The 17,980-nt window shown below is 73.3% G+C and carries 16 protein-coding genes; 8 read left to right on the top strand and 8 right to left on the bottom strand.

The genetic code is table 11. From position 1 onward, the window contains the following. Positions 1-42: 42 nt before the first annotated feature. Together ACTMS2_RS13615 and ACTMS2_RS13610 are read right to left on the bottom strand one after the other, a co-directional pair. Positions 43-3,087 carry a UPF0182 family membrane protein gene (locus tag ACTMS2_RS13615; protein WP_441175672.1) on the bottom strand — a complete coding sequence of 1,015 codons (3,045 nt, stop codon included), beginning with the start codon at positions 3,085-3,087 and terminating at the stop codon, positions 43-45. Positions 3,088-3,265: 178 nt separating this feature from the next. Further along, positions 3,266-4,279, bottom strand: coding sequence for a YlbL family protein (locus ACTMS2_RS13610; RefSeq protein WP_441175671.1), 1,014 nt, complete (start codon positions 4,277-4,279; stop codon positions 3,266-3,268). Between the two features lie 113 nt (positions 4,280-4,392). Between ACTMS2_RS13610 and ACTMS2_RS13605 the strand changes: the two genes are divergently transcribed. After that, positions 4,393-5,700, top strand: coding sequence for a zinc-dependent metalloprotease (locus ACTMS2_RS13605; RefSeq protein ID WP_441175670.1), 1,308 nt, complete (start codon positions 4,393-4,395; stop codon positions 5,698-5,700). Between the two features lie 156 nt (positions 5,701-5,856). On the opposite strand, the gene ACTMS2_RS13600 is transcribed toward ACTMS2_RS13605, so the two are convergent. Together ACTMS2_RS13600 and ACTMS2_RS13595 are read right to left on the bottom strand one after the other, a co-directional pair. After that, positions 5,857-6,468 (bottom strand): hypothetical protein, encoded by a 612-nt coding sequence (locus ACTMS2_RS13600; RefSeq protein WP_441175669.1) that lies wholly within the window; start codon positions 6,466-6,468, stop codon positions 5,857-5,859. A 216-nt stretch (positions 6,469-6,684) separates the two neighbouring features. Then, complete coding sequence (locus ACTMS2_RS13595) at positions 6,685-7,215, bottom strand: M48 metallopeptidase family protein (RefSeq protein WP_088998547.1); 531 nt, start codon at positions 7,213-7,215, stop codon at positions 6,685-6,687. Between the two features lie 547 nt (positions 7,216-7,762). On the opposite strand from ACTMS2_RS13595, the gene ACTMS2_RS13590 reads away from it, so the two are divergent. From ACTMS2_RS13590 to ACTMS2_RS13580, 3 genes are all read left to right on the top strand, one after another. Further along, complete coding sequence (locus tag ACTMS2_RS13590; protein WP_012014940.1) at positions 7,763-7,930, top strand: DUF5679 domain-containing protein; 168 nt, start codon at positions 7,763-7,765, stop codon at positions 7,928-7,930. Between the two features lie 248 nt (positions 7,931-8,178). Beyond that, positions 8,179-9,231, top strand: coding sequence for a TOMM precursor leader peptide-binding protein (locus ACTMS2_RS13585; protein WP_441175668.1), 1,053 nt, complete (start codon positions 8,179-8,181; stop codon positions 9,229-9,231). Between the two features lie 78 nt (positions 9,232-9,309). Next, on the top strand, positions 9,310-10,677 hold the full coding sequence (locus ACTMS2_RS13580; protein WP_441175667.1) for an ABC1 kinase family protein: 1,368 nt from the start codon (positions 9,310-9,312) through the stop codon (positions 10,675-10,677). A 466-nt stretch (positions 10,678-11,143) separates the two neighbouring features. On the opposite strand, the gene ACTMS2_RS13575 is transcribed toward ACTMS2_RS13580, so the two are convergent. The 3 genes from ACTMS2_RS13575 to ACTMS2_RS13565 form a co-directional block, all read right to left on the bottom strand. Then, positions 11,144-11,509, bottom strand: coding sequence for a WhiB family transcriptional regulator (locus ACTMS2_RS13575; protein ID WP_088998544.1), 366 nt, complete (start codon positions 11,507-11,509; stop codon positions 11,144-11,146). A gap of 129 nt (positions 11,510-11,638) precedes the next feature. Continuing rightward, entirely contained in the window at positions 11,639-11,896 is a 258-nt protein-coding gene (locus tag ACTMS2_RS13570) for a hypothetical protein (RefSeq protein ID WP_441175666.1), read from the bottom strand. A 127-nt stretch (positions 11,897-12,023) separates the two neighbouring features. Beyond that, complete coding sequence (locus ACTMS2_RS13565) at positions 12,024-14,186, bottom strand: ATP-dependent DNA helicase UvrD2 (protein ID WP_441175665.1); 2,163 nt, start codon at positions 14,184-14,186, stop codon at positions 12,024-12,026. 92 nt (positions 14,187-14,278) lie between these two features. On the opposite strand from ACTMS2_RS13565, the gene ACTMS2_RS13560 reads away from it, so the two are divergent. Then, positions 14,279-14,521 (top strand): mycoredoxin, encoded by a 243-nt coding sequence (locus ACTMS2_RS13560; RefSeq protein WP_089003216.1) that lies wholly within the window; start codon positions 14,279-14,281, stop codon positions 14,519-14,521. Positions 14,522-14,604: 83 nt separating this feature from the next. On the opposite strand, the gene ACTMS2_RS13555 is transcribed toward ACTMS2_RS13560, so the two are convergent. Then, on the bottom strand, positions 14,605-15,963 hold the full coding sequence (locus ACTMS2_RS13555; protein WP_441175664.1) for an MFS transporter: 1,359 nt from the start codon (positions 15,961-15,963) through the stop codon (positions 14,605-14,607). Positions 15,964-16,191: 228 nt separating this feature from the next. Between ACTMS2_RS13555 and ACTMS2_RS13550 the strand changes: the two genes are divergently transcribed. From ACTMS2_RS13550 to ACTMS2_RS13540, 3 genes are all read left to right on the top strand, one after another. Further along, positions 16,192-17,172, top strand: a complete 981-nt coding sequence (locus ACTMS2_RS13550) for a helix-turn-helix domain-containing protein (protein WP_441175663.1) — start codon at positions 16,192-16,194, stop codon at positions 17,170-17,172. Between the two features lie 74 nt (positions 17,173-17,246). Beyond that, positions 17,247-17,483: a DUF397 domain-containing protein gene (locus ACTMS2_RS13545; protein WP_363893944.1), complete on the top strand. Its 237-nt coding sequence runs from the start codon at positions 17,247-17,249 to the stop codon at positions 17,481-17,483. A 214-nt stretch (positions 17,484-17,697) separates the two neighbouring features. Continuing rightward, positions 17,698-17,973 (top strand): hypothetical protein, encoded by a 276-nt coding sequence (locus ACTMS2_RS13540; RefSeq protein WP_101415224.1) that lies wholly within the window; start codon positions 17,698-17,700, stop codon positions 17,971-17,973. Positions 17,974-17,980 lie beyond the last annotated feature (7 nt).

Genomic DNA, 17,980 nt, shown 5'->3' with positions numbered 1-17,980 from the left:
GGTTCGGTCCGTGGGCCGGGGGCGCCGCGAGGGTGGTACGGGTCAGCCGCCCGGGTTCGGGGAGGCGCTGCCACCCGGTGCCGGGGACGCCGGGGCGCTGGCACCGGGCGACGGGGACGCCGGGGCGCTCGCCCCCGGGGTCGGGGCGGAGGCGGCCTGCTGGGCCTGCTGGAAGGCGGTGAGGGCCTCGTCCAGCGCCTTCAACGCGCGCCCGTACCGCTCGAAGTCGCCCGAGGTCTGCGCGGCCCGGACCTCCGCGATGGCGGTTTGCACGCGGTTGGCCGCCTCGGCCAGCTCGCCGGTCAGCGGGGGCGCGCTCCCGCCCGGCGGGGTGCCCCCGGGCGGCGGCGGGGTCCCGCCGGCGGGCGGCGGGGTGCCCGGGGTGGCGGCCTGCTTGCCCTGCTCGATGAGCTGCTTGATGCCGTCGGCCACGTTGGTGGCCAGCACCACGTAGGAGCCGCCGTCGCCGTAGGACATCAGCACCCGTTGCAGCAGCGGCGGCGCGTTCTGCGCGGCGGTCTTCACGTAGACCGGCTCGACGTAGAGCATGCCGTCGCCGAACGGCAGGGAGAGCAGGTTGCCGTACTGCACCTGGGCCTGCTGGGACTGCAGCAGGTTGAGCTGCTGGCGGATGTTGGCGTTGTTGGTCATCGACTGGTGCACCTGCACCGGGCCGGAGATCCGGGTCTGGTCGGGCAGGTCGAGCACCTCCAGCCTCGGCTGCCCGTCCACGTACGACCCGGAGATCAGCGCCGCGAGGTTCTCCCGGCCGTTCGGGGTGACCGCCGAGGTGAGCTGGAAGCGCGCCGATTCCTGGCCGGGGAACTGCGTGAAGAGGTAGTAGGGCGGCTGCTTCTGGCCGGTGTCGGGGGCGTCCGGCACGTTCGGCACCTGCCAGAAGTCCGTCTCCGAGTAGAAGGCGCCCGGGTCGGTCACGTGGAACCGGGTCAGCAGGTTGCGCTGCACCTTGAACAGGTCGGCCGGGTAGCGGAAGTGCTCGGCCAACTCCGCCGGGATCTCCGCCTTCGGCACCACCAGGTCGCCGCCGAACGCCTTGTTCCACGCCTTGAGCACCGGGTCGGTCTCGTCGAACTCGTAGAGCCGGACCGTGCCGTCGTACGCGTCGACGGTGGCCTTCACCGAGTTGCGGATGTAGTTGACGTTCTCCCGGGCGAGCTGGAAGGTGCCCCGCCCGGTCAGCTCGTCGGCGGTCTGCTCCTGAAGGTTGACGCGCTCCGCGTACGGGTAGGTCGCCGCCGTCGTGTAGCCGTCGATGATCCACTGGATCCGACCGTCGACCACGGCCGGGTACGGGTCGCCGTCGAGGGTGAGGAACGGGGCGACCTTCTCCACCCGGTCGCGGGGGTTACGCACGTAGAGCAGCTTGGAGTTGTCGTTGACCGCGTCGGAGAGCAGGAAGTTCGACTCCTGCTCCTTGATCGCGTAGAGCAGCCGCCGGGTGAACGAGCCGATCTCGACGCCGCCCTCGCCGGTGTAGGTGTAGGACTCGCCGCCCTCGCCGACCGGGCGGTCGAACTCCGCCTTCCGCTCCGGGTCGCTCTGGCCGACGATCGCGTAGTCGCTGGCGTCCATCCGCTCGCCGTAGTAGACGCGGGGCTGCTTGGCCGCGATCTGCTCGGTCTGCGAGGCGCACTGCTCGCTCGTCTGCTGGCCCTGCTCCTTCTGCTGCTCCTGCGGGTCGCCGAGGAAGCCGGAGACGAAGAAGGGCTGGCCGCCGCAGACCACCCGGTTGCCGGGCGCCGCCACCAGCCCGTAGCCGTGGGTGTAGACGGTGTGCCGGTTGATCCAGGTGTTCTGCTGGGGGGTCAGCTGCCGGTAGTTGACCTCGCGGAGGCCGACCACGTAGTCCTGCACCCTGCCGTTGACGCCGTAGCGGTCGACGTCCAGCTTCTCGCCGAAGTCGTAGAACTGCCGGACCTGCTGGCGCTGGGTGTACGTCTCGGAGACCAGTTGCGGGTCGAGCAGCCGGATGTTCGGCACCACGGAGGTGTCCGTGGCGAGGGTCGCCGGCGGCGTCAGGTTGCTCGCCGCGTACGGCGTGGTGGTGGCCGCCTCCAGGCCGAACGCCGCGCGGGTGGCCTTGATGCTGCGCTCGATGTAGGGCGCTTCCTTCTCCTTCGCGCTGGGCTTGACCTCGAAGGTCTGCACCGCCCAGGGGTAGACGCCGCCGATGGCGACGGCGGAGACGCCCAGCAGGGCCAGCGAGATGCCCGGCCAGACGAGGTTGCGCATCCAGGCGTTGGAGAAGACGATGATCGCGATCGCCACCACGATGGAGATGTAGGCGAGGATCTCCTTGGCCGGCAGCAGCGCGTTGACGTCGGCGTAGCCGGCGCCGTAGACGGGGCCGTTGCCGTACTCCAGCAGCATCGCGCGCCGGTCCAGCACGTACGCGAGCGCCTTCAGCAGGACGAAGACCGCGACGAGCGTGCTCAGGTGGGCCCGGGCGGCGTTGGTCATCCGGTCGCCGACGCCCTGGAGTCGGACGCCGCCGAAGATGTAGTGCACGGCGAGCGCGCCGATCACGGAGAGCACCACCGCGGTGAAGCCCACCCCGAGCAGGTAGCGCAGGAACGGCAGCTGGAAGACGTAGAAGCCGACGTCGATGCCGAACTCCGGGTCCTTCACGCCGAAGTCCCCGCCGTTGCGGAAGAGCAGCCACTGGTTCCACCGGCTCTGCGCCGACAGCCCGGCGAAGAGGCCGACCACGGCGGCGACCAGCGCGATCCACAGGCCGAGCCGGGGGCCCAGCAGCATCCGGTAACGCTCCAGGGTGGCCTGCTCGGGCGAGTGCGGGCGCATGCGCGGGCGCAGCCGTTGGGCCAGCCAGAGGTTGCCGCCGACGATCAGCGCCATGCCCAGGCCGACGACGAAGAAGAGCAGCAGCCGGGTCGTCAGCACCCCCGTGAAGACCCCGGTGTAGCGGACCTCGTCGAACCACAACCAGTCCGTCCACGCCTGGACACCCCAGCCCAGCAGGGTGAAGAGCACGAACACCCCGACCAGGACACCGATCGTGACGCGTCCGCGTCGGCTCATCCTCGGCAGGGGGCTGCTGCTCTTCATGACCACTGTTGGCTCCGCACGCTCGATGTGATCGGCTCCGACCAGGCACCCAGAGTACGGGGTGTTTCTGAACGTGTCGGTCCAAGGTCACACGGCGTCGCGCCGCGCGGCGGAAGAGTCGATGCACGGGCGGCCGGTGCGGGCCCGCCACGTACGCCGGGAGCGCCCGCGCGCGTGGTCAGCAGCGGGCCGGCTGGCCCCCGGCGCGCAGCGCCTCCAGCGCGGTCAACGCCTCGTCCAGCGAGCCGACCCTGAGCAGGGGCAGCCCGGGCTGCGGGTTGCGTACGGCCTCGGCGCAGTTCGCCGCCGGCACCAGGAACGCCACCGCGCCGGCGTCCTTCGCGCCCACCAGCTTCTGGGCGATGCCGCCGATCGGGCCGACCTGCCCGGAGTCGTCGATCGTGCCGGTGCCAGCGATGATCTTCCCGCCGGTCAGGTCCTCCGGGGTCAGCTTGTCGACGATGCCGAGGGCGAACATCAGGCCGGCGCTCGGCCCGCCGATATCCTCCAGGTCGATGTTCAGGGTGAACGGGTGCGGCTGCTGCTGCTCGATCTCCACGCCGATGCGGGGCCGGTTGTCCTGCTCCCGGCTGGTGACCTTCGCCGTCGCGGCGACGCCGCCGCGGGTGTAGCCGATCTCCAGCGCCGTCCCGGCCGGCTTCGCCCGGATCAGCTCCGTGAGGCGGACGGCCACCGGCACCGGCTGCCCGTCGACCGAGGTCAGCACGTCGCCGGGCTTGAGCACACCGGCCGCCGGGCCGTCGGCGGCGACGGTCTTCACGACCACCTGCACCGGGTAGCCCAGTTCGCGCAGCGCCGCGGTCTCCGCGCTGGTCTGCGAGGTCTTGAAGTCCTCCGCGTTGCGCTCCTCGACCTCCTCGCGGCTCTCCCCCGGCGGGTAGACCAGCTCGCGCGGCACGACCGCCTCGTCGTCGGAGAACCAGCCCTGGATGGCGGAGCGCAGCTTGACCGAGGGCTGCACGCCGACCGTGGTCAGCCGCAGCTGCCCGGCGGAGGTGGACGTCTCCCGGCCGGTGATCTGGATGACCTCCTTGCCGTTCTCCTTGCCCAGCGTGTTGACGGTCGGCCCGGGGCCGAGCACCACGTACGGGATGGGCGCGCCGAGCACGCCGATGCTGAGCAGAGCGGTGAGCAGAGCACCGAGCAGGACGGTCACGCCGCGACGTCTCATGCGGCAGAGCGTACCGACCGGGATCGGGGCCTCCGGCGGGTGAATCGCGACTTCGCCCTCAGCGCAACGCCAGCGGCGGCTACCTGGGGCGCGGCGCGCGTACCGTAGACGTCGTGCCTGATATTCCGTTCGGTTTCGCGCTCCCGGGTGGGCAACCACCAGACCCCAACGATCCCGCGCAGATGCAGCAGTTCATGTCGCAGTTGCAGCACCTGCTCTCCGCGTCGGGCAGCGGGCCGGTCAACTGGGACCTGGCCCGGCAGGTGGCCGCCAGCCAGCTCGCCGCCGCGGGCGACCCGGCGGTGTCGCCCTTCGAGCGCAACGCGGTGGAGGAGGCGTTGCGGCTCGCCGACCTGTGGCTGGAGCCGGCCTCCGCCCTGCCCTCGGGGATCCAGACCTCGCTGGCCTGGAACCGCAACGAGTGGATCTACAAGACGCTCGACGTCTGGCGCAAGCTCTGCGACCCGGTGGCCAGCCGGATGGTCGGCGCGATGGGCGACCTGGTGCCGCCGGAGGCGCGCGCCCAGCTCGGCCCGATGCAGTCGATGGTCGCCACCCTCGGTGGCGCGCTCTTCGGCGGCCAGCTCGGCCAGGCGCTCGGCTCGCTCGCCGCGGAGGTGCTCTCCGCCGGCGACATCGGGCTGCCGCTCGGCCCGGCCGGCACGGCCGCGCTGATCCCGGCCAACATCCGGGCGTACGGCGAGGGCCTGGAGCTGCCCGAGGACGAGGTACGCCTCTACGTGGCCCTGCGCGAGGCGGCCCACCAGCGGCTCTTCCAGCACGTGCCGTGGCTGCGCGGGCACGTGCTCAACGCCGTGGAGATGTACGCCGCCGGCATCCGGGTCAACCGGGAGGCGATCGAGGAGGCGATGGGCCGGGTCGACCCGACCGATCCGGAGTCGATGCAGGCGATCGCGCTGGAGGGCATCTTCACGCCGGAGGACAGCCCGGCGCAGAAGGCGTCCCTGGCCCGGCTGGAGACCGCCCTGGCCCTGGTCGAGGGCTGGGTGTGCCACGTGGTGGACAGCGCGGCGAGCGGCCGGCTGCCCAACGTCGTGAGCCTCGGCGAGGCGTTCCGTCGTCGCCGGGCCGCCGGTGGCCCGGCGGAGCAGACCTTCGCGGCGCTGGTCGGCCTGGAACTGCGTCCGCGTCGGCTGCGCGAGGCGGCGGCGCTGTGGGCGGCGCTCACCGAGCACCGGGGCATCTCCGGCCGGGACGCCCTGTGGGGCCACCCCGACCTGCTCCCCTCCGACGACGACTTCGCCGACCCGGTGGCCTTCGCGATGTCCGAGTGGGACCTCGGCGAGTTGGAGAACTTCGACTTCAGCGCGCCGGGCGGCCCGGAGGAGAAGTCCCCGGGCGAGCCGGGGCAGCGGCGCCCGGACGACGGCACCGAGGACGGCGACACCAGCCGCCCCTGATCGCGTCGACGACGAGGGCCGCCCGACCCACCGGGGTTCGGGCGGCCCTCGTCGCGCGATCCGGCAGCCCACGTCGGGCGGCCCTCGTCGCGCGGTCGGGCAGCCCGGCCGTGGTCCCGAGCGGGTCAGCGGGGGCCGAGCCCGGTCAGCGCTCGGTCAGGACCGGGCGGCGCCGGAGAGCAGGGCGCGGGTGGTCTCCCACCCCTCCACCGCCGGGTCCAGGAAGGCCAGGTCGTCCGGCCCGCGCAGGCGCCGCCAGGCGGGGGTGACCGCGAGGTCACCGGGTCGCGGCGCCGCCGCGCGCACGGCCGCGGGCCGGGCGGTGTCCAGGTCCAGCGCCGGGAGCCAGCCCGGTGCGGGCAGTCGCGCGGCCACGCCGAGCAGCCCCGGTGCACCGCCCTCGACCGGCGCGACCGCGACCGGCCGGGTGGTGAGCGGGCGCAGCAGCTTGCCGATGGTCAGGCCCGGCACGTCGGGCGCGTCCCCGGCGATCACCGCCGCCTGGTCGTAGCCGGCGCCGGCGAGGGCGGCGAAGACGGCGTTCGGCGTCGCCTCGGGCACCTCGTACACGGCCGTGTCCGGCCAGATCACCGCGTCGGCCAGCGACCGGTCGGCTGCGGTGACGGCGACGGCCGTCTCCACCTCGTTGAGCGTGGCGAGCAGGTCCACCACGTCCTCGGCGAGCGCGGCCCGCCACTCCACCGGGTCGGTGCCGGGAGGCGCCCAGGCCACCGGTCCGAGCAACGCCACCACCACACGTCGGGCCACGCCCCGACCCTAGCCGGCTGCCCGGACTACGGCCGGACCGACGTCCGGCTGCCCGGCTGCGCGGCTGCGCCGGCTGTCCGGCTGTTTGCCGCGCGAGGCGTGCAGAACGAGTCTTCGAGATCTTGGTAGGAACCGGCCCCTCCAGGGGCCGGTTCCTACCAAGATCTGCCGTCTCCGTGGAGCGAGCCGGCGCGGAGCGAGCCGGCGCAGACGGCGTCAGTCCGATGGCGGGGTGCCGGAGGCCGCTGCCACGCCCTCCAGGTAGCCGCGCGCCCGCTCGGTCTTCGGGTAGCGCGCGACGAGCGCCCAGAACCGGGCGTTGTGGCTGGGCACGATGAGGTGCGCGAGCTCGTGCATGAGTACGTAGTCGATCACCCAGTCGGGCATGTCCCGGACGCGGTGCGAGAGGCGGATCGTGCCGTCGTCAGGGGTGCAGGACCCCCACCGGCCGTTCTGGTTGGTGACCCAGCGGACGCTCGTCGGTACGGCCTGCGTGCCGTGCTCGGCGAGGTAGAGCTTGATCAGTCGGGTGGCCCGGGCCAGCAGTTCGGCGTCGGACCGGGCGAGGCGCCCCTCCCGGGCGGCGAGCCGGGCGAGCATCCGGTCGACCCACTCGCTCTCCTCGGCGCGGGAGAACTGGTCGGGGATGAGGACGACGACCCGTTCACCGTCGCGGTACGCGGACACCGTGCGTCGCCGACGCTGGCTGCGCCGCACCTCGACGACCGGCTTCCGCGTCCCTGCCATCAGTGGGCCGCGCAGCCTCGGATTCCTGTCACGAAGGAAAGCTAATGCGTACTGACCAGGGGTCCGCAAGGGTCAACACCCCGACACTCGCCCGGAAAATGGTGATTGGTCGGCAGGAGTCCCAAAAAATCTTTTGCCGGGCCCTCGCAAGACGCCGCCGTCACCCTTCGTGGCGGCCAATTTCGGCGCGACGGGTCGGACCTGCGGTTGCCGCCGGCGGGGGCGGGGCGACACCTCCACCGTAGGTGATCTCCGCAGCGCGCGCAGCTCGGGGTGCCCCGCACGGGGCATCTGACCGGGTTCGGTCGGCGTGTCCCCGCCAAACTGACTTATCCGACGTAATTCGCCGTGCACACTCTCGACGTCGACTTGCTCACAGTGACGAAGCACAGCTGACATGGAACTGCCCAGACCTGGGTAGGGTCCGCGGACCAGCGGTCACGAGCGTGGCCGTGGGAGAACGACCCGGCGCCGGTGCCCGAGTGGCCCCGCCGCCGGGAACCCCGCCGGGACGGCATCGGCCGGCGGACGAGACGAGGAGGGCACCGTGGCCGACCAGGCCCAGACCTACAACGGTTACTGCGTCAAGTGCAAGGAGAAGCGGGACTTCGAGGGCCGCGTCGAGGTGTCGAAGACCGGGATGAACATGGCCAAGGGCAAGTGTCCGGTCTGCGGCACAACAGTGAACCGCATCCTGGGCAAGGCGAAGGTCTGACCCGTACGGATGCGTCGGAGAGGGCGGCCGTCGGCCGCCCTCTCCGGCATGGCCACACCTGATCCGGGTCGGCCGCCCGGCGGCCGGCTCGCCCCGGGCGAACCGGCCGGGGACACTGTCGGCTCGCCGACATGGTTACCGGCGAGTTGTGGATATCCCCGGATTTCCTGTGGACAGCCCTGGACAGGGCACCGCGCACCTGTGGACAACGATCGACGGTGAGCACGGACACGGTCACGATTCGTGTCATGCGCCGTGCCACGCTGCCCCGGCCCACGCTGCTGCCGGGCCTCACCAGACTCTGGCGGGACCGCCACACCCTGCAACTCGGCGTCGAGCCCGGCCGCGCCGTACTGCTGGAGATCGCCGATCCCCGGGCCGCCCGCCTGCTCGACCTGCTCGACGGCACCCGTAGCGAACGGGTCGTCCTGGCGCACGCCGTCGCCGCCGACGTGGCGCCGGACGAGGCCCGTACCCTGCTCGACGCGCTGCGGGCCGCGGGCCTGGTCGTACCCGCGCACACGCTGCTGCCGAAGGACCTGGCCGGCCTGCCCCGGGCCCGGCTCACCGCGGAGGCCGGGGCGCTCGCCCTGGCCGCGCCGCGGCTTCCCGGCACCCCCGCCCAGGTGTTGCGCCGGCGGCTGGCCGCCCGGGTGGTGGTCAGCGGCACCGGCCGCCTCGGCGCTCCCGTCGCCCTCGCGCTGGCCCAGGCCGGGGTCGGGCACGTGCACGCCGACCTGGCCGGCCCGGTGCGGCCGGCGGACCTGGTCGGCACGGGCATCCCGGCCGCCGCGCTCGGCCGCCCGCTCGCCCCGGCGGTACGCGACGCCGTCGAGCGGGCCGCCCCGGGCACGGCCACGGGCCCGCTCCGGCGGGCGCGGGTCGACCTGGTCGTCCAGCTCGGTACGGACCGGCCGGCCGCCCTGCTCGCCGCCGGCCACGCCCAGCGCCGCCAGCCGCACCTGCTGCTCGGCCTGCGCGAGGGAGTGCCCGTCGTCGGCCCTCTCGTCCGCCCGCCCGCCGGGCCGTGCCTGCACTGCCTCGACCTGCACCGGGCCGACCGGGACCCGGACTGGCCGGCGCTGGCTGCCCAGCTCGCCTCGGACGCCGGCGAGCAGGCGTGCGCCACCGCGACCCTCCTGGCCGCCGGGGCGTACGCTGCGGCCGAGGCGCTGGCACAGCTCGACGGGGGCACCCCGGAGACCCTGGGCTGCGCGGTGGAGATCACCGGGGCGGGACGGTTCCGCCGCCGGGCGTGGCCGCCGCACCCCTCCTGCGGATGCTCCCGACGACGCCGGTGACGCCCCGGAGAGCGGGGCCGGGCAGCCAGCCCGCCGGCAGAGCAGCCGCGGGACCCCGGAGTCGGTAACAATGGCCGGGTGACCGACATCCCGCGCCGGGCCGTGTCCCGGACCGCCAAGCTCGCCGCTCTGCCGCTCGGCTTCGCCGGTCGGACCGTCCTCGGCATGGGTAAGCGCGTCACCGGGCTCGCCTCCGACGTGATCTCCGCAGAGATCCAGCAACGCACCGCCGAGCAGCTCTTCAGCGTGTTGGGGCAGCTCAAGGGCGGTGCGATGAAGTTCGGCCAGGCGCTGTCGGTCTTCGAGGCCGCCCTGCCCGAGGAGATCGCCGCCCCCTACCGGCAGGCGCTGACCAAGCTCCAGGAGGCCGCGCCGCCGCTCCCGGCGGCCAGCGTGCACAAGGTGCTCGCCGAGCAGCTCGGCCCGGACTGGCGGGACCGGTTCGTGGAGTTCGACGACACCCCCGCCGCGGCGGCCAGCATCGGTCAGGTGCACCGGGCGGTGTGGCGGGAGCCGGGCTACGGCCCCTCGGGCGCGCCGAACACCCGCGACGTGGCCGTCAAGATCCAGTACCCGGGCGCCGGTGAGGCTTTGCTCGCCGACCTCAAGCAGCTCTCCCGGCTCGGCGGGATGTTCCGGGCGATCCAGCCCGGGCTGGACGTCAAGCCGCTCCTGGCGGAGCTGCGGGAACGGATCACCGAGGAACTCGACTACGAGCTGGAGGCGGAGTCGCAGCGCGCCTTCGCCGCCGCGTACGCGGACGATCCGGAGATCCACATCCCGGCGGTGGTCTCGGCGTCGCCCCGGGTGCTGGTCACCGAGTGGGTCGAGGGCACCCCGCTGGCGGAGATCATCCGCGAGGGCACGGAGGAGCAGCGCGACGAGGCCGGTCGGTTGATGGCCATCCTGCACCTGTCCGCGCCGCAGCGGGCCGGGCTGCTGCATGCCGACCCGCACCCGGGCAACTTCCGGCTGCTGGCGGACGGTCGCCTCGGGGTGATCGACTTCGGCGCGGTGGCCCGGATGCCGGAGGGCACGCCCGAGCCGATCGGGCGCATCGCCGGGCTGGCGCTGCGGGGCGACGCCGACGGGGTGGTGGCGGGCCTGCGCGCGGAGGGCTTCATCGGCTCCACCGAGGAGATCGACGCCCAGGCGGTGCTCGACTTCCTGCGTCCGATGCTGGAGCCCATCGCCGCCGACGAGTTCCGGTTCACCCGGGCCTGGCTGCGCGCGGAGGCGACGCGGTTGGCCAGCCCCCGTTCGCCCGCCTACCAGTTGAGCCGCCAGCTCAACCTGCCGCCGTCGTACCTGCTCATCCACCGGGTGACGCTCGGCTCGATCGGCGTGCTCTGCCAACTGGAGGCGAAGGCGCCCTACCGGGGCGTCCTGGAGCGCTGGCTGCCCGGCTTCGCCCCGTCGACCGAGCAGCCCTCGACGGGCGGCTGAGGGACCGTCCCGCACCGGCGCCGGATCGACCGGGCCAGGCTGCGGCGCAGTCGGCCGAGCCAGGCTGCGGCGGAGTCGGCCGAGCCTCAGGCGGGGTCGACGGGCGGCGGCCGAGTCGACTCGGCCACGCAACGGCCGCGTCGGCCGGGCGGGTCGGTCCGCTGCGGACGCGTCGAGGGGCGGTGGCCGGAATCCGGCCACCGCCCCTCGACATTCGGTGGGGTACTAGAGAACGCCCAGGTCGCGCGCCGCTCGGTTGCGGCTGTTCATGGCGACGGTACGGGCGGAAAGGGTTGCCTCAGTGCTCGCGGTGGTACGACCGGCCTGAGGCTGGCGCATTCGAGCCCGGGACAACGCTTCGTGAAGTAGTTGCATCTCGGCGACTCCGTCAAGAACGTTCAGCATGGTGGTCAGCTCTCTCGTCGCCGGCGTGACACCGGCGTGGGTGGATTGGATCGGGTGCATGTCAGGCCGCCAGCCGGACCGTGGTGCGCGACTCGGACAGCCCACTGGCCGCCAGTCGTGCCTCGGCCTCGACCCGGAGCGCCGCGTCGCGGGCGAGGTCCTCCTTGCGCGGGCGGCCACGGGGCCGCTTGCGCGGGACGACCGCGCCACGCTCGAAGATCTCGCCGCCCCAGACGCCCCAGGGCTCGGCCCGCTCCACCGCCCCGGCGAGGCACTCGACGCGCAGCGGGCAGTCCCCGCAGAGCGACTTGGCCAGCTCGAGCTCGGCGGGCGAGTCGGAGAACCACAGGTCGGGGTCGAACTTCCGGCAGGGCAGGTTCGCCTCCACTTCGACGCTCACGTCGAGCGGGGCCAACGCCAGACTCATCGCCCGGTCACCTCTCTCTCACTTCGATCTCGTGGATCGCATTTCCGACGTACTTGGCGGGCAAAAAACTGAGGCCGCGGATCCCGGTAGCGGGTTCCGCGGCCTCGAGGTGAGCCGGTGGTCTGAGGATCAGACCGGTCTACCTCGAGGTGGAACTCCGCGGACGTCCATGTGACGCTTGGCAGCATCGACGCCCTTGCCCGTGAAGCCACTGGTGCCCTGGATTCCGTTCGGCGCGGGGGCGAGGATCAGCTCGGCCTGAGCCTCGACCTGGCGCACCTGGGAAACCGACGGTCGCGCAGCGGCGAGGGCCACCCGGACAGCCGACAGCGGAGCGACGACAGCGGGCAGCGCCGCCGGACGCTCGCAGATGTAGACGATCTCCATGGGGGCCACCTCCTCTGACGTTCACTCGTGCCGATACGGTCTCTACCCCTCGTGAGCAGCCGAAATGGCGCCGCTCGCGAGGTGTGCCATGAGGCTATTCCTCGTCACGGGGCGAGGGCAAACGAATTTACGGCGAGATTTCGAAAGTTTTCTCCGGGCAGACGTCGTCGACCGCCGCGCCCGCCACCAGGGCCAGCACCGCCTCCCCGTAGAGGCCGAGCTTGCGGGGCCCGATGCCGGCGATGGCGATCAGCTCCTCCGCCCGGCCGGGGCGCCGCTCCGCGAGCGCCACCAACGTGGCGTCGGTGAAGACCACATAGGCCGGCACCCGCTGCCCGCCGGCCACCCGCTGGCGCCACTCCCGCAGCCGCTCGTGCAGCTCCTCGTCGATGTCCGAGGGGCAGGTGGGGCAGCGACCGAGCTTGCGGTCCGGCCCGGCCAGCAGGGTCGCGCCGCAGATCCGGCAGGAGACGATCTGGGTCCGGCGGCGCTCCGGCCGGCGCGCCGCCGGCGAGGCCCCGGCCCGCTCCGCCCCGCCGGAGCGGTCGAGCTGCGGCAGGAACCGCGAGGGCCGCCGGGCCCGCCCGCCCGGGGAGCGGGCCGAGGCGTACGACAGCCAGAGCCACTCCCGTGCCCGGGTGACGCCGACGTAGAGCAGCCGGCGCTCCTCCTCGACCTGTTCGACGGTCTTGGCGTACGTGGTGGGCAGGGTGCCTTCGGAGAGGCCGACCAGGAAGACCGCGTCCCACTCCAGGCCCTTGGCGGAGTGCAGCGAGGCCAGGGTCACCCCGTCGACCGTCGGCACGTGCTGCGCGGCGGCCCGGCGGGCCAGTTCCTCGTTGAAGTCGGCCAGGGTGACCGGGCGCTCGACCGAGGCGGCGGGCCCGATCGGCAGCACCTGCGGGGTGGCCGCGTACTCCTCGGCGAGCTGCACCAGCGCGGCCAGCGCCTCCCACCGCTCGCGGACGGCGCCGCCGGCCGGGGCCGCGTCGGGGGCCCAGCCGACCGCGGTGAGCGCCTCCACGACGGCGGCGGGCAGCGGGGTCTCCCCGGGGATCGACCGGGTGGCGGCCCGCAGGGCGACCATCGCCTGCCGGACCTCGACCCGCTCGAAGAACCGCTCCGCCCCCTGCACCACGTACGGCACCTGCGCCTCGGTCAGCGCCTTCTCGTACGCCTCGGACTGCGCGTTGGTCCGGAACAGCACGGCGATCTCCTTCGCCGGGGTGCCGGCGTCGACGAGGGCGCGGCAGCGCGCGGCCACGGCGTTGGCCTCGGCCGGCTCGTCGGTGAAGATCCGCAGCTCCGGTTCGGGGCCGGGCGGACGCTGGCCGACCAGTTCGAGTCGCAGCCGCGCCTCGGCGCCCCGCGCCTGGGAGATCACCGCGTTGGCCAGCCCGACGACCTGCGGGGTGGAGCGGTAGTCGCGGACCAGCCGGACCACCGTCGCGCCCCGGTGCCGGCGCGGGAAGTCGACCAGGTAGGACGAGGTGGCCCCGGTGAAGGAGTAGATCGTCTGGCTGGCGTCGCCGACCACGGTCAGGTCGTCCCGCCCGCCCAGCCACGCGTCCAGCAGCCGCTGCTGGAGGGGGTTGACGTCCTGGTACTCGTCGACGACGAAGTGCCGGTACTGGGCGCGCACCTGCTCGGCGACGTCCCGGTGCTCCTCGATGCCCCAGACCGCGGCGCGCAGCATGTCCTCGAAGTCGATCACACCGTTGGAGCGCTTGAGTCGCTCGTACGCCGCGAAGACCTCAGCGACCCGGGCCGGCTCGTGCGGGGTGTCCCGCATCGCCTTGGCCGCCGCGACGACGTACTCCCCCGGCTCCACCAGCGACGACTTCGCCCACTCGATCTCGCCGGCGAGGTCGCGCGCGGCCGCCCGGTCGGTACGCAGGCCCGCCTTGGCCGCGGCGAGGGTGACCAGCCGGACCTTGCTGTCCAGCAGCTCGGGCATCGCCCGACCCTCCAGCAGCCGGGGCGCGAAGTAGCGCACCTGGCGCAACGCGGCGGCGTGGAACGTCCGCGCCTGCACGCCACCCACCCCGAGCGCGGTGAGCCGGGCCCGCATCTCGGCGGCGGCGCGGGCCGTGAAGGTCACCGCGAGCACGTGCCGGGCGGAGATGTCGCCGGAGAGCGCCCGATGGGCGATCCGGCAGGTGACCGCGCGGGTCTTGCCGGTGCCGGCGCCGGCCAGGATGCAGACCGGACCGGCGGGGGCGGTCACCGCCGAGCGCTGCTCCGGGTCGAGCCCCGCGAGCACGCGTTCGGATGCTGAGTGAACCGCCACAGCGAGGAATTGTCTCAGCTCCGCCGGACGTTGCAGCGATTAGCCTGGGCTTGATCGGCAAGCCGCCGTGCGGACCGTTGGAGGACCTGACCATGCTGACGATGTATTCCACCCCCTGGTGCGGCTACTGCCACCGGCTGAAGTCGCAGCTCGACCGGGAGGGCATCGGCTACGAGGTGGTCGACATCGAGCAGGACCCGAAGGCCGCGGAGTTCGTGATGAGCGTCAACGGCGGCAACCAGACCGTCCCGACGCTGCGTTTCGCCGACGGCAGCGCCCTGACCAACCCCTCGATCACCCAGGTCAAGCAGCACCTCGCCACGATCGACGCCTGACCGACGCAGCACCGACGACGAGCGGCCGCCCACCCGGGCGGCCGCTCGTCGCGTTCCCGCCGCGGCGGGGAGGTCAGGACGGCTCAGCGCCCCGGGCTCGGTGGCGTGGTGCCGACCACCTCCTGCCCCCCGGCCTCGCCCCGCCACCCCTCGGTCCCGGCCCGCTGGCCCCCGGCCCCGCGCCACTGGCTGCCGGCCCCGGCCGGGTCGGCGGGGGCCGGCCCGTCGGCGGGCCGGCGGGGCGCCGGGATCCTCGCGGGCGGCGGAGGGCTGAGCGTACGGCCGTGCCAGAGGTAGCCGCCGGCGAGCAGGGTGGCCACCCCGATCAGGGCGAACAGGACTCGGTAGTCCAGCACCCCGACGAGCAGGGCCCCCGCGCCGATGGAGAGCGCCTGCGGGCCGCTCACCACCGCCTCGGAGGCCGCGGCGACCCGGCCGAGCAGCCCCGGCGGGGTGCGCCGCTGGATCAGCGTGTGCAGCCCGACCATCGTCAGCGGCAGCGAGACGCCGGCCAGCAGCACCGCGACGAAGCCGAGCCAGAGGTTCGGGTACACCAGCGCCAACGAGGCCGGACCGAAGAACGCCACCCCGGCGGCGAGCGTGCCCACCTCGCCGGCGCGGCGCACCACGGTCGGGGAGAGCAGCCCGCCGACCAGTCCGCCGACGCCCTGCACGGTGACCAGCACGCCGACGAACGCGGCGTCGCGGCGGAGCCCCTGGTCGACGTACGCGAAGATCAACGACTCGCTGAAGCCCATCGCCAGCGACCCCAGCCCGTAGCCGAGCAGCGCCCGGCGCAGCGCCGGCTCCCCGGCCAGGTGCCGCAGCCCGGCGCTCACCTCGGCCGGCCAGCTCACCCCGGCCCCGGCCCGCGGCGTCTCCGTCGTGCGGATCAGGCCCACCACGACGGCGGCCGACAGGAAGCCGACCATCCCGATGACGGCCAGCATCCAGCCGCCCACGGCGGCGTAGAGCCCGGCGCCGGCCAGCGGGCCGACCAGGCGCAGCCCCTGGCGCACGGTCTGGAGCACGCCGTTGGCCTCGGCCAGCAGCTCCACCGGCACGAGCTGACGGATCAGGCCGCTGAGCACCGCGCTGAGGGTGATGTACGACAGGCCGTAGAGGGCGGCCACCACGTAGATGATCCACACGTCGGTCCGGTCGCGCACCGCGAGGAGCGGGGTGAGCAGCACGGCCGTCGCCAGGTTGGCCGCGACGAAGAACGGGCGGCGGGGATAGCGGTCGACGATCCACCCGACCAGCGGGGCCAGGGTCATCGGGGCGATGACGGCGAAGATGGTGGCGCCGGCCAGCCCGTCCGATCCGGTCAGGTCCTTCACCCAGATGGCGAGGGCCAGCAGCAGGATCGACTCGGCGGCCATGCTGGCCAGCAGGCCGCCGAAGAGCAGACGGAAATCCGGGCGGCGCAGGACGGTGCGCATGGGGTCCCTCCGGCGGGGGTGGTGCGCGGCGTGGCGCGGTCGGGGGTGGCGCGGGCGGGCCGACGGCGTCGTACGGGCCGCCGCACCCTTCCCACGGTCCTCTTTTCTGCGAGACACGCCCCCCACCGGGGCCTCCGACGGGAGGCGCGCCGTCCATACTGACCGTGGGGGGCGAATTTCATACAGTTACCGTCGCGTCTGCGGCGGTCCACGGGAAAAGAGGACGTCGTGCCTCCTGCCTCACCCAGCCCGATCCTGCGCCGACGCAGGCTGGGCACCGAACTGCGCCGACTTCGCGAGGCCGCGGGTCTCACGGGAGACCAGGTCATCGAGCGGGTCGGCTGGGCGTCCGCGTCCAAGTTGTCCCGGCTGGAGAACGGCCGCAGCCGCCCGGACCCGGACGACGTCCGCGCGCTGCTGGATCTCTACGGCGCCGCCGAGGCGCTTCGCCGGGAGCTCCTCGGCATCACGCAGGAGGCCGGCGACATCCGCGGCTGGCTGCGGAACTACCCGGTGATGACCCAGCAGCAGCGCAGCTTCGCCGAGCTGGAGGCGGGCTGCGCGGAGATCTCGGAATACAACCCGGTCCTGGTGCCGGGCCTGCTCCAGACGGCGGCATACGCCTCGGTGCGGATCGCCTCGGCCCGCCAGGTCGGCGAGGAGGCCGGTGATCCGGAGGCCGGGGAGGACATCGACACCGAGGTGCGGGCCCGGCTGGCCCGCCAGTCGCTGCTCACCCGCGCCGTCGACGCGCCCCGCTACACGGCGGTGCTGGAGGAGGCGGCGCTCGGCGGCCGGACCGCGCCGCCGGAGGTGCTGCACGAGCAGCTCGTGCAGCTCTGCGAGCTGGCGATGCTGCCGAACGTCACGCTGCACGTGCTGCCGCGCGACACCCAGATCGGCGACTGGTACCTCCCGCCGACCGCGTTCTCGGTCTACCGGTTCGCCGATCCGCTCGATCCGGAGACGCTCGCGATCGAAGGGGGGTTCACCGACGTCATGTCGACCGAGGTAAACGCCCTAAATCGCTATAAAGTGGTGTTCGAGTGGCTATGCACGGCAGCGCTCTCCGAGTCGGACACCCTCTCCTGGCTGATCGAGGCGACGGGGCGGCTGCCCGGCACGGCGACCGCGTCCACGGTGGCGTACGGGTCGGCAACGGCGCCGACCCAGCGTCGCCGGCACTCCGGGCGCCTGACGGAGCGGTGATCACGGGGGACCCAACCGCCGGGTCGTGCGGCGCCACTCGTTCCATCGGAGCAGTTCACCTCAGGAGTGGCACGATGAACGAGATCCGCAACACGCCGGCCGTGATCAACCAGCTCGCCGACGCCCCGTGGCGTAAGAGCACGCGCAGCCAGACCTCGAACTGCGTCGAGGTCGCACCACTGAGGACCGGGCCGGCCGCGGTGGCCCTGCGCGACAGCAAGGACCAGTGCGGTCCGGTGCTGCTGTTCAACCGGGCGGGCTGGCTGGGCTTCATCGCCGGCGCGAAGAACGGACAGTTCGATCTGAACTGATCCGTCGACCGTCGCGGGGCCGCCGGCAGGGTGCCGGCGGCCCCGCCGTGTCTACGCCGTACCACCCCGCCGACCAGGCATCCGCTGATCGGACGAGCCTCCGGACCAATCGTCGCGTTTCACTTGATGAGACGACCGCGCGGCGTAACATGACGGCAGAGTGACGTGGAACTTCCACCCGTTCCCCACCGTCGCGACTCATCCGGAGACCCGCATGCGGTTCCTGATCGTTCGCACCGACATCCGCGCCGCCGCCGACGTGGACATCGCCGCCGCCTGGGCGTGCGGTGGCCGCCTGCGGGACGAGACCACGGCGCCCGAACCGCGCCGCCAGATCGTGCACGCCGAGGAGCGCGACGCCGCGCTGCTGCTGGCCCGGGCCCTCGCCACCGTCGGCGCGGTCCGCTCCGGCAGGCAACGGGTCAAGGTGCTCCCGCTCGACGAGCCGGGCGGCGGGCTCCGGGCCGCACCCGACGACCGGGGCAGCTGACCCCGCA

It is taken from the genome of Micromonospora sp. SD12 (assembly GCF_052068495.1).
GTDB lineage: Bacteria > Actinomycetota > Actinomycetes > Mycobacteriales > Micromonosporaceae > Micromonospora > Micromonospora echinofusca.
This window is presented reverse-complemented; position numbering and strand designations above follow the sequence as displayed.